The 14,484-nt window shown below is 59.3% G+C and carries 15 protein-coding genes; 7 read left to right on the plus strand and 8 right to left on the minus strand.

Going from position 1 to position 14,484, the window contains the following annotated elements; genetic code table 11:
• The first annotated feature begins 183 nt into the window (after positions 1–183).
• From FHT85_RS05165 to FHT85_RS05195, 7 genes are all read left to right on the plus strand, one after another.
• On the plus strand, positions 184–1,320 hold the full coding sequence (locus tag FHT85_RS05165; protein WP_112410213.1) for an FAD-dependent monooxygenase: 1,137 nt from the start codon (positions 184–186) through the stop codon (positions 1,318–1,320).
• Entirely contained in the window at positions 1,317–2,117 is an 801-nt protein-coding gene (locus FHT85_RS05170) for an alpha/beta fold hydrolase (RefSeq protein ID WP_112410214.1), read from the plus strand. The genes FHT85_RS05165 and FHT85_RS05170 overlap by 4 nt, the downstream gene beginning before the upstream one ends.
• Before the next feature lie 71 nt (positions 2,118–2,188).
• On the plus strand, positions 2,189–2,941 hold the full coding sequence (locus FHT85_RS05175; protein WP_041678490.1) for an Asp/Glu racemase: 753 nt from the start codon (positions 2,189–2,191) through the stop codon (positions 2,939–2,941).
• A gap of 11 nt (positions 2,942–2,952) precedes the next feature.
• The gene (locus FHT85_RS05180; protein WP_112410215.1) at positions 2,953–3,594 is read left to right on the plus strand and encodes an N-carbamoylsarcosine amidohydrolase; all 642 of its coding nucleotides are present in this window, start codon (positions 2,953–2,955) and stop codon (positions 3,592–3,594) included.
• A gap of 42 nt (positions 3,595–3,636) precedes the next feature.
• Positions 3,637–4,668 (plus strand): leucyl aminopeptidase, encoded by a 1,032-nt coding sequence (locus tag FHT85_RS05185; RefSeq protein ID WP_112336068.1) that lies wholly within the window; start codon positions 3,637–3,639, stop codon positions 4,666–4,668.
• A 152-nt stretch (positions 4,669–4,820) separates the two neighbouring features.
• Positions 4,821–6,134, plus strand: coding sequence for an MFS transporter (locus FHT85_RS05190; protein ID WP_112410216.1), 1,314 nt, complete (start codon positions 4,821–4,823; stop codon positions 6,132–6,134).
• Between the two features lie 159 nt (positions 6,135–6,293).
• The gene (locus FHT85_RS05195) at positions 6,294–6,767 is read left to right on the plus strand and encodes a MarR family winged helix-turn-helix transcriptional regulator (RefSeq protein ID WP_041678274.1); all 474 of its coding nucleotides are present in this window, start codon (positions 6,294–6,296) and stop codon (positions 6,765–6,767) included.
• Positions 6,768–7,223: 456 nt separating this feature from the next.
• On the opposite strand, the gene FHT85_RS05200 is transcribed toward FHT85_RS05195, so the two are convergent.
• The 8 genes from FHT85_RS05200 to FHT85_RS05235 form a co-directional block, all read right to left on the minus strand.
• Positions 7,224–7,685, minus strand: a complete 462-nt coding sequence (locus FHT85_RS05200) for a MarR family winged helix-turn-helix transcriptional regulator (protein WP_112410217.1) — start codon at positions 7,683–7,685, stop codon at positions 7,224–7,226.
• A gap of 110 nt (positions 7,686–7,795) precedes the next feature.
• The gene (locus tag FHT85_RS05205; RefSeq protein ID WP_112410218.1) at positions 7,796–8,512 is read right to left on the minus strand and encodes an SDR family oxidoreductase; all 717 of its coding nucleotides are present in this window, start codon (positions 8,510–8,512) and stop codon (positions 7,796–7,798) included.
• Between the two features lie 68 nt (positions 8,513–8,580).
• Positions 8,581–8,955 (minus strand): hypothetical protein, encoded by a 375-nt coding sequence (locus FHT85_RS05210; protein ID WP_112410219.1) that lies wholly within the window; start codon positions 8,953–8,955, stop codon positions 8,581–8,583.
• A gap of 27 nt (positions 8,956–8,982) precedes the next feature.
• Positions 8,983–9,864: an NmrA family NAD(P)-binding protein gene (locus tag FHT85_RS05215; protein ID WP_112410220.1), complete on the minus strand. Its 882-nt coding sequence runs from the start codon at positions 9,862–9,864 to the stop codon at positions 8,983–8,985.
• Positions 9,865–10,120: 256 nt separating this feature from the next.
• The gene (gene atzF / locus FHT85_RS05220; RefSeq protein WP_112410221.1) at positions 10,121–11,923 is read right to left on the minus strand and encodes an allophanate hydrolase; all 1,803 of its coding nucleotides are present in this window, start codon (positions 11,921–11,923) and stop codon (positions 10,121–10,123) included.
• Positions 11,920–12,273, minus strand: coding sequence for a cupin domain-containing protein (locus FHT85_RS05225; protein ID WP_112410222.1), 354 nt, complete (start codon positions 12,271–12,273; stop codon positions 11,920–11,922). The genes atzF and FHT85_RS05225 overlap by 4 nt, the downstream gene beginning before the upstream one ends.
• Entirely contained in the window at positions 12,266–12,934 is a 669-nt protein-coding gene (locus tag FHT85_RS05230) for a cysteine hydrolase family protein (RefSeq protein ID WP_112336059.1), read from the minus strand. The genes FHT85_RS05225 and FHT85_RS05230 overlap by 8 nt, the downstream gene beginning before the upstream one ends.
• On the minus strand, positions 12,934–14,484 hold the full coding sequence (locus tag FHT85_RS05235) for an ABC transporter ATP-binding protein (protein WP_112410223.1): 1,551 nt from the start codon (positions 14,482–14,484) through the stop codon (positions 12,934–12,936). Before FHT85_RS05235 ends, FHT85_RS05230 begins: the two co-directional genes overlap by 1 nt.

The following is a 14,484-nucleotide window of genomic DNA, read 5'->3' on the forward strand; positions in this document are numbered from 1 at the left end:
CGTTTCTCCATGCGTATGCATGTGCCGGCAACAGCGACGATAATCATATTTTGCGGAAAAGCCAGAAGGAATTTTTGCAAAAGTGCAGATGCTGTACTTGCTATTTACAGCGTATGCGCTACAAAATTTGTCATACTTCCAATTTCAGTTTACGCGTCCAGGTGACGGCGAGAAGGGTCGGCCATGTCCAGCAGCAAGGAAAGAATCGCGATTATTGGCGCCGGCCTCGGCGGCGCCGTGGCGGGAGCGCTGCTCCAACATGCCGGCTTCGACGTGAACGTCTATGAACAGGCGCCGAGCTTTTCGCGGCTGGGCGCTGGCATCCACATGGGGCCGAATGTCCTCAAGATCTTCGAGCGCATCGGCGTTGCCGAAAAGGTTGTCAGCATCAGCAGCACGCCTAGTCATTGGTTCAGCCGTGATGGCATCAGTGGCGACTATCTGTCGCGTATTCCGCTTGAAGGTTACGGCGCGACCTACTGCACTGTGCACCGCGGTGATCTTCAGGGCATCCAGTGCGATGCTCTGCAGCCAGGAACACTGCATTTCGGCAAGAAGCTGACCCGTATCGACGATAATGGCACGGATGTTCTCATCGAGTTCGAAGACGGCACGTCTGTAAGGGCGGACATCGTGATCGGCGCCGACGGCATCAATTCACGCGTCCGCGAAACGCTGCTTGGTGCGGAGAAGCCAAACTACAGCGGCTGGGTCGGCCATCGTGCGCTGATTTCCTCCGACAAGCTGCGGAAATACAACCTGACCTTCGAAGATTGCGTCAAGTGGTGGGGTCCGGACCGCCACATGATGGTTTACTACACGACGGCTCGTCGCGATGAATATTACTACGTCACCGGTGTGCCTCATCCGGCCTGGGAATTCGATACTGCATTCGTACCCAGCAGTCGCGAGGAAATGGCGTCCGAGTTCGAGGGTTATCACCCCATCATCCAAGCGTTGATCGAAAGCACGGACGGGGTCACCAAGTGGCCGCTGTTCAACCGCAACCCGCTGCCTCTTTGGAGCAGCGGCCGACTTGTCCTGCTGGGGGATGCCTGCCATCCGATGAAGCCGCACATGGCGCAGGGTGCGGCCATGGCCATCGAGGATGCCGCCATGTTGACGCGCTGCCTCCAGGAGACCGGCGTCAACGATTTCGCCACCGCGTTCGGCCTTTACGAAGCCAATCGCCGTGATCGCGCAACCCGCGTGCAGAGCGTCTCCAATGCCAATACCTTCCTGCTGACGCAGGAGGATCCGTCCTGGGTATACGGCTATGACGTCTATGCCGAACCGCTGCGCACGGAGAATGCAGCATGAGCAGCCGGTTCCTCCATGGTGCGAATGTCTTCGCCAACGGCATCCGCCAGCACTATCTGCGCTATGGCGGCAAGGGGCCGGTGGTCATTCTGGTTCCCGGCATAACATCGCCGGCAATCACCTGGGGTTTCGTTGCCGAAAGCCTGTCGCTGCACCATGACGTTTATGTTCTTGATGTCCGCGGCCGTGGTCTTTCGTCGACGGGCCCGGACCTCAACTACGGCCTCGATGCGATGGCCGATGATGTGATCGCCTTCGCCAGCGAGCTCGAACTGAGACAGCCCGCCATTCTCGGCCATTCCATGGGCGCGCGCATCGCGATGCGGGCGTCCAACCGCTCCCCCGGTTCCTTCAGCCGTCTGGCGCTGATTGATCCGCCGGTTTCCGGTCCCGGTCGTCGCCCGTACCCGAGCAAGCTGCCGTGGTATACGGATTCGATCGCACTGGCCGAGAAGGGAATGGATGCCGAGGCGATGAAGGCGTTCTGCCCGACCTGGACCGGGGAACAGCTACAGCTGCGCGCCGAATGGCTCCATACTTGCTATGCGCCTGGGATCGTCAAGGCGTTCAACGATTTCCACGACATCGACATCTTGCCTGATTTCGCCACCCTGACCATTCCCGCGATGCTGATGGTCGCGGGCCGCGGCGGCGTGATCCAGGCGGCCGACGAAGAAGAGATCAAGGGTCTCAATCCGTCGCTGCAGATCACCCGCGTGCCAGACGCCGGTCACATGATCCCGTGGGATGACTTCGACGGCTTCTTCCTGGCGCTCGGCGACTTCCTGTCCCGCTGATTGTGGTGGTGGAGCGTTTTGCTTCGCCGCTTGCCTGTTTTTCGCCTTCCATGCAGCAGAGGATTTCATCCGTGCAGAAATATTACCGTATCGGCCAGATCGTTCCGAGTTCCAACACCACGATGGAAACCGAAATTCCGGCCATGCTGACCGCCCGCCAGTCCATCCGGCCCGAGCGCTTCACGTTCCATTCAAGCCGCATGCGGATGAAGAAGGTCGTCAAGGAAGAGCTGGCGGCGATGGATGCGGAATCGGACCGCTGCGCCGTCGAGCTTTCGGATGCCCGCGTCGATGTGCTGGGTTATGCCTGCCTTGTTGCCATCATGGCCATGGGTCTCGGCTACCACCGCCAGTCGGAAAAGCGCCTGACGGGGCGCACGCAGGAAAACGGCGCGAACATTCCAGTCGTTACCAGCGCCGGTGCTCTGATCGAGGGCCTAAAGGTAATGAATGCACGGAAGATTGCCGTCGTTGCGCCCTATATGAAGCCGCTTACGGAGCTCGTAGTCGATTATATCCGCGAAGAGGGCTTCGAGGTCATGGACTGGCGCGCGCTGGAAATCCCGGACAATCTCGATGTTGCCCGGCACGACCCGGAAAATCTTCCGGCCATCGTCCAGACGCTAGACCTGACGGATGTCGATGTGATCGTCCTTTCGGCCTGCGTCCAGATGCCTTCGCTGCCTGTTATCGCGAAGGTCGAAGCCATGACCGGCAAGCCGGTGCTGACCGCCGCCGTCGCCACGACCTATTGCATGCTGAAATCGCTCGGGCTGGAAGCCGTTGTGCCGGGCGCCGGCGCGCTTCTGTCCGGCGCCTACTAAGGGAGACGACAATGCAAACTGCCGAAGCCAATTATCAGGGTGTCTGGGGCAACCGTATCGGCTTCGGCCAGCGGCCAGCGCTCGTCGTTATCGATTTTCTCAAGGCATACACGATCGAAGGAGCGCCGCTCTATGCACCCGGCGTCGTCGAAGCAGTGGCGCAAACACCGGCGCTGATTGCCTCCGCCCGGGCTTCAGGCATCCCCGTGATCCATACACGCATTCTCTATCTTGCGGAAAACTGCGCCGATGGCGGCATGTGGGTCAAGAAGTCGCCAGTCATGAAGGCCATGGTCGAAGGCAATGTGCTGGCCGAATTCTGCGAGGGCGTGGAGCCGGCGGCCGGCGAGCTGGTCATCGTCAAGCAATATGCCAGCGCCTTTTTCGGCACCAGCCTTGCTTCCCACCTGCATGCGCAGGGCATTGATACCGTCATCATGGCAGGATGCTCGACGAGCGGCTGCATCCGCGCCAGCGCGGTCGATGCCGTGCAGCACGGGTTTCGGGCCATTGTCGTGCGTGATTGCGTCGGCGACCGCCATCCGGACCCGCACAATGCCAACCTCTTCGATATCGATAGCAAGTATGGCGACGTCGTTTCACGGGAGGAGGCGATTACCGAAATCGCTAAAGTCAAGCCCAATAGTCCGTAACCGCAAGAGCACCTGAGCCTTAAACCAACAAGGGGAACGAGCATGGATCAATTCAGCTTCACGGAAATCTGCCTGCATCAGCTGAAGATGTCGGGCGTCCACGAGGGCGAAAAACTTATCGTCTTGACACAGGGTAACGAGCGTCTGGACTATGCTGACGCCTTCATGGCGGCAGGCATGCGTCTCGGCGCCAAAATGTATCACATGCGTTTGCCGCCAGTGCCGCCGGCAGGTGCATGGGCGGTCGGCCAAACGGGCCTCGCCTCCATGCCGGAAGCGGTTGAGGCTCTCAAGGCCGCCGACATGCTGATCGACTGCATCTTCTTGCTCTTCAGCCCGGAGCAGATGGCGATCCAGGCAGCCGGGACGCGCATCCTGACCGCTGTCGAACCGCCGGAAGTTCTCGCCCGCATGCTGCCGACGAAGGAACTGCGTGAGCGCGTCGAGTTCGCCGGTGACCTGCTCTCCAAGGCGAAGGTCATGCGGATCACCTCGCCACACGGCACCGACGTCACCTATAAGCTCAACACCTATCCTGCCATCACCGAATATGCATGCACCGACGAGCCAGGCCGCTGGGACCACTGGCCGTCCGGCTTCGTCTTCACCGGCGGTGACGATGATGGCGTCGACGGCACAATCGTCGTTGCACCGGGCGATATCCTGCTGCCGCAGAACATCTACGTTCGCGACCCGATCACCTACACGATCGAAAAGGGCTGGATCACCGACATCAGAGGCGGGCTCGATGCCGATCTGGTCAAGTCCTACATGGAAGGCTTCAACGATCCGCGCGGCATGGGCATGAGCCATGTCGGCTGGGGTCTGAACCAGAACGCCAAGTGGCATCGCATGGTGCCGGGAGAATTCCCGGGCGGCATGGGCATGGAAGCTCGCTCCTTCTACGGCAACGTTATGTTCTCCACCGGTCCGAACAACGAGCTCGGCGGCCCGAACGACACTGCCTGCCATCTGGATATTCCGATGCGCGGTTGTTCACTGTTCCTGGATGATGAGCCGATGGTGCTCAACGGCAAAATCGCCGTGAAGGAAATGCAGGCAAAGTTCGACTGATAGAAGCGCCGGGTTTCCGGCATATTCGGTCAATCCCAACGTTCCGGTCGCGCGACCGGAACGGATGAGTTCGTGCGTCAATTCACTGGCGCCAAGGTGGCGAAGATCACCGCTTCGACTGTAATCCCAAATAAAAAGGAACGAGGGGTAACATGCAAACTCCAATCACCGTGGAACAGGGTCTCAGGGCGGCCGGCGTCGGCAGCTTCCAGAAGCGTCTGTTCATCATTTTCGGGCTTGTCTGGGCCGCTGATGCCATGCAGGTGTTGGCAATCGGTTTCACCGCACCTTCAATCGCCGCAAGCTTCGGCATCACCGTTCCACAGGCGCTCCAGACCGGTACGTTTTTCTTTCTCGGCATGCTCGTCGGCGCGTTCACTTTTGGTCGCCTTGCCGACCGGATCGGCCGTCGGCCGGTGTTGTTCATCGCAATCATTCTCGATGCGATCTGTGGTGTGGCATCGGCCTTTGCTCCTGATCTGCACTGGTTGCTCGTCGCGCGCTTCCTGACAGGTCTCGGTGTGGGTGGAACGCTTCCGGTTGACTACGCCATGATGGCCGAGTTTCTTCCGTCAGACCGACGCGGTCGCTGGCTCGTGCTGCTCGAAGGCTTCTGGGCTGTGGGAACTGTGGCACTGGCGCTTCTCGCACTGGTCGCCGGTTCGCAGGGCGGAGAGCCCTGGCGCACGATCTTCTTCGTGACCGGTCTGCCGGCGCTTGTCGGTGTTGTCCTGCGCTTTTACGTGCCGGAGTCACCACTCTATCTCAGCCAACAGGGAAAATCGGAAGAGGCACGCAAGGTTCTTCAGCGCGTCGCCGCCACCAACGGCAACGTCGTCGAGATCGCACCGCTGACGCCACAGGCGCCACAGCACAAGTCGATTGCCGCGCTGCTGTCGCCGGAGCTTCGGCGTCGGACCATCTTCCTGATGCTGGCGTGGATGCTGATCTCGGTTTCCTACTATGGCGTGTTTGTCTACCTGCCGGTGCGGCTGGCAGGAGAAGGCTTCGGCTTCATGCGCGGTCAGTTGTTCCTCCTCGTGCTGGCGATCGCCCAGCTTCCGGGCTATGCGCTGGCAGCCTACGGCGTCGAGAAATGGGGGCGCAAGCCGACCCTGATCGGTTTCCTGATCCTGAGCGCCATCGGCACATTGGGTTATGGGCTGGGCCAGTCGGTCGAGATCGTCATCTCCGCAACGCTGCTGCTCAGCTTTGCGCTGCTCGGCACCTGGGGCGCGATCTACGCCTTCACGCCGGAAATCTATCCGACCACGCTTCGCGCCAGCGGTATGGGCTTGTCCGGGTCCGTCGCGCGTTTCGGGGGGCTTCTGGCGCCGTCGATTGTCGCGCCGGTCATGACCTCGAATTTTGGTCTGGCGCTCGGTGTCATCTCCGGTCTTCTTTTGCTTGCGGCAGTCAGCGTAGCCTTCATCAACGCTGAATCCAGAAACATGGCTCTCGAATAGAGTGGCAGCCCCGTGGTCGGCCCTATGCCGTTCACGGGGATTCTCTCAGGAAGCGATTGCTCGTCCGCCTCTCCTCCATATCACGCTGCGCTTCGGCCCGCTTGCGATTTGTTGGATTTTGGAGGATTAGAAGCGTCAATAGGAGCGGACGACGCGAGCATGGCAGAAAATAGCGACATCGGAGAAGCGGACCCGCGGGCGGGCTATCAGGTGACCGAGCAGGTTGGACATCTGTTGCGCAAGGCCTATCAGCGGCATCTTGCGATTTTCCAGGAAAATGCTAGCGATCCCGACCTGACCTCCGTGCAGTTTGTCACCCTTTGTACGCTCCACGACCGTGGCCCAAGTTCGCAGGCCGAGCTGGTGAAGGCAACCTCGGTCGATCAGGCAACTATTCGCGGCATCGTGGAGCGCCTCAAGGCGCGTGGTCTCATCAATCTCTCTAAGGACGCTGCCGATGGCCGCAAGGTTATCATCTCACTGCTGGCGAAGGGTGAAGCGGTCCTGCGCTCCATGTATCCGAACGCGCATATCATCAGCGAAAAGACGATGGGACGGCTTAACCCTGCCGAACGGGTTGCGCTACTGTTCCTGTTGAAAAAGATCACGGAAGATGAACCGGGCGAAGACTGAGATGCCGCAATGTCGTATCACCAACGCTTTCGACAAATATGCTTCACCAGCATCTCTCGTTACTGCAACCTAAGGGAGACCGGTAATTTTGTCGCTTTGCGCTTAATTAGGATCTTCCTCGATTTGGTCAACTGAGTGTTAGCGCCACGACGGTGATACTATCGAGACCAGACCGTAGCTCTGGAAGACCTTCGCGGCGCTCCTGTGATCCTGGCCTTCTATCCCACCAACTAGAGTCCCGTCTGCGGCGATCAGATGGCCCTTTACAACGCCGCACACGCCGAGTTCCCGCCCATGGTGCACAGCTCATCGACATCTCGGTGGACGGCGTGTGGTGCCATACGGCCGTCTCAAACAGGCAAAGCTCGACCTCACAGCCTACCCCCAGCCTTTTCCCGCTCCCGTTGACGTTCGTCCATTTGATTGGTTCGTGATCGGCGGGCCTCTTCCGAAGGCTCAGTCTCCGGACGAGACGGCCGGCAAGTCGCCAACGACAATCTCTCTCAGGCCTTGCCGGAGCGTTGCGACATTGGTCCTACCGTTCAGTCGTTCGAATTCTTGCTGCGCATCCCGCCAGAGGGGAGCCGCTCTCTCATGCAAGCGTCGGCCTTCGTCCGTGAGTTCAATGATACGAACTCGACCGTCCGCGGGTGATGGCTTGATCGTGACGAAACCGTCGCGTTCCAGAAAGCCAACCATCTTTCCCATCGCCGTCCGCTCGATATCGAGCCGTTCCGCGAGAGCGTTGACGGTGGCACCGTCAGCTTCGTCGAGAGCCGCCAGGGTCAGGAACTGCGTGATACGCAGCCCGACGGATTCAAGATGGGCATCGTAGAACCGCGTGATCTGTCGGCTCGCCTTTCTCATGGCGGAGCAATTGCATTGATCGATTCCAAGCGGTTGGTTCGCTGACAACATGTCGCTTTCCTTTCGAATCCTGCTTATTGTCCGCAGGCTATATGGCGCAAAGGCCAAGGCCTCCGCATCACATAGCCTGCGGCTTGGCGGTTTCTCCACCATTTTGGCGCTTAGAACAATCCTGCCGGCGGCGTGATATAACCGGGTACCTCGGCAGCGAGCGTGCTCTTCAGTAGTGCCGTTCCCTGGTCGGCCATGATCTCGCTCTTGCCGGCGGCGAGCGCTTCATAGGTTTGGCGCACCACATCTCCCGGGCTGGCTTTTGGCACATCGATGCCATTGGTCAGGTCGGTATCCACGAAACCCACATGCAGACCGAGAACCTGGATGCTACGATCCTGAAGGTGAAAGCGAAGCTGGTTCGTGAAGCTCCATGCCGCCGCCTTTGATGCAGCATAGGGTGTCAAAATAGGCCGCGGAAGCCACACGATATCGGATAGCACGTTGATGATGGCAGCACGCGGCTTGGCCGACAGGATCGGCTCGAAGGCCTGCGTGACGCGGACGACGCCATAATAGTTGGTATCGAATAGACGCTGCGACTGCTCTTCGACATCGTTTGCCAGAGGCCCGTCGATAAGGGCAGCGATGCCCGCGTTGTTGATCAGCAGATCGGTATCCGTCGCCAGTTCCGCTGCCGCAGCGATTGATGCTTTATCCGTGACATCGATCCGGACGGGAACGATGTCCGGTTCGTCGAAGCCGTTCGTATTGCGCATGCCTGCATAGACCTTCTTTGCTCCGCGACGACGGGCTTCGCGTGCGAAGGCGAGGCCCAAGCCGCGATTAGCTCCGGTAATGAAGACGGTGGCGTTGGTGACATCCATGACAAATTACCTCTCTAAAGCCACAGATCAGGGCATCCAATATCGATACCTGCCTGTGGGCGTTCGGTTTAAAGAAGAAGGTCTTCCGGCAACCGGCCGGAGAGTGCCTCGCGAAGATTGGCGGCAAGAGATAACACAGCACCAAGCGGGCTCATCCGCACACTGACGCGTGGTACCGAACCATCAGAGTTGCGATCGACGACGACGGTGGCGTTCAGCCTTTCCCCGCTTGTCAGAACCGCCTCGTATTCAAGAAAGAGGCGCGCGCCGACAGTCTCGAGAAACGTGGGATCCTGCGAAGCGTAGAAGGCCCCGACTGTGTTGACGGCCAGCTTGATCTCGTCGCGTCCGATGACGGGACCTCGCAGCACGGAACTGGTCAGCTCCGCGTCCGCAGTCAGGTCGTCCAGAAACGGGTGACGCTCGCCTTGAATATTCGACATTGTTCAAGCTCCTTACCTCGACGGTGCTCACGCAAAGGCGGCACGATTGTTGGTGATGAATTGCTGGACCGAGAGTGCTGGCGTTCCGGTGATTTTCTCAACAGCATCGTTCGTGCCCACAAAGATGCCATCACGATAGTTTTGGGCAACTTCGACCAGGTGCTGCACGAGGAAAGGCGGAAACTTGTAGAGATTTTCCATCTTGTCTTTGAACACATCGATCGAAGTCGGCGCATAGTCGATCTTTGCGCCGAGCACTTCGCTCATGGCGGCAGCGATCTCGGTATGGTTCATCTCGATCGGTCCATGGAGGGGATAAATCTTGCCCTCATGCCCCCCAGGATTTGCCAAAAGATGCGCAATCACCCGCCCCTGATCATCGGTCGCGATCGGTGCGTGACGCCCATCAGCAAACGGAAACTCGATCTTTTTCGTCGCCCATATCTCCTTTGCGAAATGCGGATAAACGAGCCAATCGGCAAAGAAGGTGGGGCGAAGATGGGTCGTTGGCACGCCGGACCAGTCGAAGACCCGCTCGGAAATCCAATGGTCCTGCGCCGCGTGGCTCGCCGATTCGCGGCGCGCCGATATCTGCGACATGTTGACGATTGCTGTGACGCCCGCTTCCTTTGCGGCCTGTGCGAAATAGGCCGCGGCGCCGATGATGCCTGGCGCGATCGGATGCAGGAAATAGGCCGATCGGACGCCTTCCATGGCGGCACGGATGCTGTCTATATGAGTGAAGTCGCCGATGGCGATATCAACTCCCCGCTGCCTAAGGGCCGTCGCCCGCTCATCGTCCGAACGCACATAGGCGCGCACCGACTTGCCCATCTTAAGTAATTCATCGATTGCGGCACCGCCGGTCCGTCCGGTTGCTCCGCTTACAAGTACCTCGGCTTCACTCATAATCTCGCTCCTGTTCTTTATATAAGGGCATATGCTCTTATAAGAGCGAAAATAAGAGCATATGCGCCTATCGTCAATAGGGAGCATTTGCATTTTTAAGAGAGACCGTTTTTGGAGCGACCGTGAACCATCACTGAAGGCGTCGAATGACCGAGGTCGCGGGTTCCAATCCGTTTCTTAATCTTCATCTGAAAAATGGATTTGCAGGAACTTCTTTAGATGTGCGGTGGCGCATTATCGGCGCTTCTTTGAAGCCTTACACCGTCGCAGCGATATAAGTGCGCCATCCGCCATAATGCGTGATATCCGTCGTGTCGGCGATGGCGGTGGCTTCGACCAGAAATCCCTTGGTCGACGTGCCATCCGATAAAAAAAGGGTGCCGATGCTGAGGGGTGAGGGGATGGCCGCAACGAATTGGCCGAACGCGGCCGGGGTCATTCGCCAGATTTCGACATCGATTTGACCGCCTGTCGCCTGTGGAACACGGATAAGTCCCGGCTTTGCCGGCTTCTGCCCCGGCAAGACATAAAGCCGATAGCAATCCGATGTTCGTGCTTTCCGCAGAAAGCGGCTATCGAGGGCAAGGAGTTGTGCGTTCAGCGGCATGCCGGAGAGATGGGCGCCGACCACCGCTATATCGATCAGCCCGGCTTCGTCAACGCTGATCGTATCGTTCGGCTTCGGCTGCAGCCATCCGGTTGCGCCGAGCGCCAAGCCGCTGCTTGCGTGAATGTCACGGGCAAGCGAAGCCGTGAGGCCGTCGCGTCCCGACGATGTCAGCAGGGTCACGCTGGCTGGACGACCGTCGCTGCGTATGCCCGCTGGCACGGCGATGCCGCACATGTCGAGCAGATTGACGAAGTTGGTGTAAGTGCCGAGACGCGAATTTTCACGGATCGGTTCGGCCTCAAGGTCGGCACGTGTGTAATGTGTCGGCGCCGTCGGTACACAAAAGAGATCAACCGATGCGATCAGCTGAGCAACCTTCTGTTTCAAGGCCTGCAGCGCATAGAGACCCTTGAAGGCGTCCGCGGCCGAAAGCTGCTTGGCGCCGCCATAGATCCCGCGGGTGACGGGATGGAAGCTCGCCTCCTTGGCGTCAAAGAAATCCTTGACCGCCGCATAGCGCTCGGCCACCCAGGCGCCTTCATAAAGCAGGTTTGCCACCTTGTAGAAATCGCCAAACGGTACTTCCACCAAGCGATGGCCCAGTTTCGTCAACATACGCAAGGCCTCGTCATAGGCCGCCTCCATGACGGCGTCACCGAAGAACAACCGGTCGGCCCTCGCCGGCACGCCGATGGTCAGGACCGGCGGTGCTTGCCTAAACCCATTGGCCGGAATGGTTTTCGAATAGGCGTCCTTGGCATCGTGACATGCGGCAACCTCGAATACCCGCCAGGCGTCGTCGACCGTCAGCGCGAAGATTGAAACACAATCCAGCGTGCGGCAGGCGGGAATAACGCCGCTTGTCGACAATGCGCCGAGGCTGGGTTTCATGCCGACGATATTGTTGAGGCCGGCTGGAATGCGACCCGATCCGGCAGTATCGGTGCCGAGCGCGAAGCTGACGATACCCTGCGCCGTCGCCACGGCTGAACCGGAGCTCGATCCGCCTGGCACCAAATCGGCATCCATGGCGTTGCGCGGAACGGGATACGGAGTGCGGACACCGACGAGGCCAGTTGCGAATTGATCGAGATTTGTCTTACCGATTACCAGAGCACCGGCTTCTTTCAGCAGGCGAACAACGGTGGCATCTGTGTCGGGCATATAGGCGTAGTCGGGGCACGAAGCGGTCGTCGGCATGCCGGCGACGTCGATATTGTCCTTTACGGCAAAGGGAATGCCCCAAAGCGGTTTTGTCGCCGGGTCGAAGGCGCCTAGCGCTTCAGCTTCGACGAGCAGATCCCCTATGTCGACAAGATGGATGAAGATGCCGGGATCGTTCACCTCAGCAATGCGCGCAAACACCGTGCCGATCATGTCGGCGGCCGTCAGACCGTTCTGGTAGGCTGCGTGTAGGGAAGCGATGTCGAAAGCTGGTCCCGCTCTCATGTTGTTTTCTCTTCGAGTATTTTGACGGGCCGGTCCCATTGGATGAGCACGACGCAACCGGTGTCACTCCAGACTGAATGTTCGGTGCCGGCAGCATTCACTACATAGCTTCCTCTGCCGTAGTCGCCGGCCTCGTCGGATTGGGTGCCTTCAAGCACCAGGATGGTTTCGAGCCCTTCGTGGCGATGGCGCGGCACCGAGGCTCCGGCCTCGTATTTCAGCAGTGCCACGCCGGGCTGGTCGCCTTCGAAGGGACGGATCCAGTGGATCGTCACGTCCGGTCGGAAGGGTCCGAATTCCAGTTCTTTCCAGCCACCCGCCGTCAACAGTTCGCGAGTTGTTTCAGGCATGGTTGATGGCCTCCAGAATGTCATCGATATGCGCCGTCCAGCCGACGATAGCGCCCTGCGCTTGGATCATTGCGATGGCGGCAGACTTGAATTCGGGGAAATAGCTTTCGGTTGCCTCTTCGACGAGCAGGCATTCATAGCCGCGGTCGTTGGCCTCGCGCATGGTGGTCTGGACGCAGACTTCAGTGGTGACACCGGCAAAGACGAGCTGCTTGATACCCTTACGCTTCAGGATGTCGCCGAGTCCGGTGGCGTAGAAGGCGCCCTTGCCGGGTTTCTCGATAACAATCTCGCCATCGATGGGTGCGAGCTCGAGAAGAATTGCCGTGCCAGGCTCGCCGGCAATCAGGATGCGGCCCATTGGTCCCTTGTCACCGATCCTGAGCGAAGGATTGCCGCGGTCGCGCTTGGCGGGCGGCAGGTCGGAAAGGTCAGGTCTGTGGCATTCCATCGTATGGATCACCGGCAGGCCGGCTGAACGGAAACCCGCGATCAGCCGCTTCACATCGGGGATGATCCTCGTGATGCGGCTGACATCATTGCCGAGGCTGGCGCCGAAGCCGCCAGGCTCGGCAAAATCACGCTGCATGTCGATGACGATCAATGCCACGGCGTCGCGTTGCAGCGGGAAGGGGAACGGTTGAGCCTTGATGTCGGTCATCAGTGATGTCCCGCCATGTGAGCGCCGATCACCGAGACATCGGCGGTCTGCGCCGTTGTTTCGTAGACGAGCCTGCCTTCGGAGATCACCATGATGCGATCCGACATTTCCAGAAGTTCGTCGAGATCCTCCGACAAAAGCAGCACAGCCGCCCCGGCGTTGCGGGCACGCATGATACGGGCACGGATTTCGGCCACGGCAGAAAAATCGAGGCCGAAGCAGGGATTGGAGACGATCAACAAATCAACGTCGCCCGTCAGCTCCCGCGCCAACACGGCACGCTGAACATTGCCGCCAGAAAGGGCCGCGATCGGCGAAGAGGACGATGCTGTCTTCACCTTGAAGTCGGAAATCAGCGATGTCGCCCGCTTCTTCATCCGGCCCCTGTTTAGCCAGATCGCGTCAGTGCCGGTCTCCGTCAGGTCGAAGGTGCGGAAGGCGAGATTTTCGCTGACGGTCATGCGCGGCGCACAGGCATTCTGCAGGGGCTCTTCCGGAATGAAGCGGACGTTGTTCTTTCGTGTTTCGGGCCGCGTTGCACCGTAGATCTCGCCGTTAACGCTGATCGCTCCAGTCTCGGTCGGCCGCTGCCCGGCGAGAATTTCCGTGAGCTCTTTCTGGCCATTGCCGGAAATACCAGCGATGCCGACAATCTCGCCGGAACGCACCGTCAGCTTGTCGATCTCGATCGTCTTCAGGCCGGAACGGTCCGGAGCCTTGACCCGTTCGACTTGCAACACCGGTTTTGCTGTATCTGCGACGGGAATGCGAGTATCGAGTTCAGCGAGTTTGATGTCGCCGATCATCATCGCCGCCATATCCGCCGTTGAGAGTTCGCCGACCTTGCCGCCGCCGACAAGCTTGCCACGTCGCAGGATCGAGACCGCGTCGGCGAATTTCGTCACCTCATGGAATTTGTGGCTGATCATCAAAACGGTCAGCTCGCCGCGTTCGGTCATGCCCCTCACCAGGCCGAGCATCTCATCTGCCTCCGCCGGCGTCAGCACCGAGGTTGGTTCGTCAAGTACGAGGAAGTTGCGGCCAAGATAAAGCTGCTTGACGATTTCGAGCTTCTGCTTTTCGCCGGCGGCAAGCTCGCTGACCCGCCGGTCGAGCGGGATCTTGAAGGGCATCCGCTCCATGAAGGCCGCAAGCGCCTTACGCTCTTTGGCCCAGTTGACGATAGCGGGTACTTCGGTGCGGCTGATGACGAGATTTTCCGCACCTGTGAGCGACGGCACCAACGTAAAATGCTGGTAAACCATACCAAGACCATAAGTAGCTGCGTCCTTCGGGGAGGCGACCGCCACCTCGCGACCGTCGACAGACAGGGAACCTGAGGTCTGGTGATAGAAGCCCATGATGCACTTGACGAGCGTCGATTTCCCCGCGCCGTTTTCACCGAGCAGCGCGTGGAAGGTACCTGCAGGAATACTTACGGATACGTGGTCGAGTGCTGTGAAGCTGCCAAAACGCATGGTCATGTCGAGCGTTTCGATGCCGACCGCCTTGCCGGCCTGTGGAAGAGGGGTATCGCGAATTATGCTCAC

Origin of the sequence: Rhizobium sp. BK312, from assembly GCF_014193605.1 — a bacterium.
Classification (GTDB): Bacteria; Pseudomonadota; Alphaproteobacteria; order Rhizobiales; family Rhizobiaceae; genus Rhizobium.

Bases quoted from the DNA above. Each gene is read 5' to 3' on its own strand.
- FHT85_RS05210 (WP_112410219.1), bottom strand. From the start codon at position 8,955: ATGTCGAATATTCAAGGCGAGCGTCACCCGTTTCTGGACGACCTGACT.
- FHT85_RS05205 (WP_112410218.1), bottom strand. From the start codon at position 8,512: ATGGATGTCACCAACGCCACCGTCTTCATTACCGGAGCTAATCGCGGC.
- FHT85_RS05215 (WP_112410220.1), bottom strand. From the start codon at position 9,864: ATGAGTGAAGCCGAGGTACTTGTAAGCGGAGCAACCGGACGGACCGGC.
- FHT85_RS05200 (WP_112410217.1), bottom strand. From the start codon at position 7,685: ATGTTGTCAGCGAACCAACCGCTTGGAATCGATCAATGCAATTGCTCC.
- FHT85_RS05195 (WP_041678274.1), top strand. From the start codon at position 6,294: ATGGCAGAAAATAGCGACATCGGAGAAGCGGACCCGCGGGCGGGCTAT.
- FHT85_RS05190 (WP_112410216.1), top strand. From the start codon at position 4,821: ATGCAAACTCCAATCACCGTGGAACAGGGTCTCAGGGCGGCCGGCGTC.
- FHT85_RS05180 (WP_112410215.1), top strand. From the start codon at position 2,953: ATGCAAACTGCCGAAGCCAATTATCAGGGTGTCTGGGGCAACCGTATC.
- FHT85_RS05225 (WP_112410222.1), bottom strand. From the start codon at position 12,273: ATGCCTGAAACAACTCGCGAACTGTTGACGGCGGGTGGCTGGAAAGAA.
- FHT85_RS05185 (WP_112336068.1), top strand. From the start codon at position 3,637: ATGGATCAATTCAGCTTCACGGAAATCTGCCTGCATCAGCTGAAGATG.
- FHT85_RS05165 (WP_112410213.1), top strand. From the start codon at position 184: ATGTCCAGCAGCAAGGAAAGAATCGCGATTATTGGCGCCGGCCTCGGC.
- atzF (WP_112410221.1), bottom strand. From the start codon at position 11,923: ATGAGAGCGGGACCAGCTTTCGACATCGCTTCCCTACACGCAGCCTAC.
- FHT85_RS05170 (WP_112410214.1), top strand. From the start codon at position 1,317: ATGAGCAGCCGGTTCCTCCATGGTGCGAATGTCTTCGCCAACGGCATC.
- FHT85_RS05230 (WP_112336059.1), bottom strand. From the start codon at position 12,934: ATGACCGACATCAAGGCTCAACCGTTCCCCTTCCCGCTGCAACGCGAC.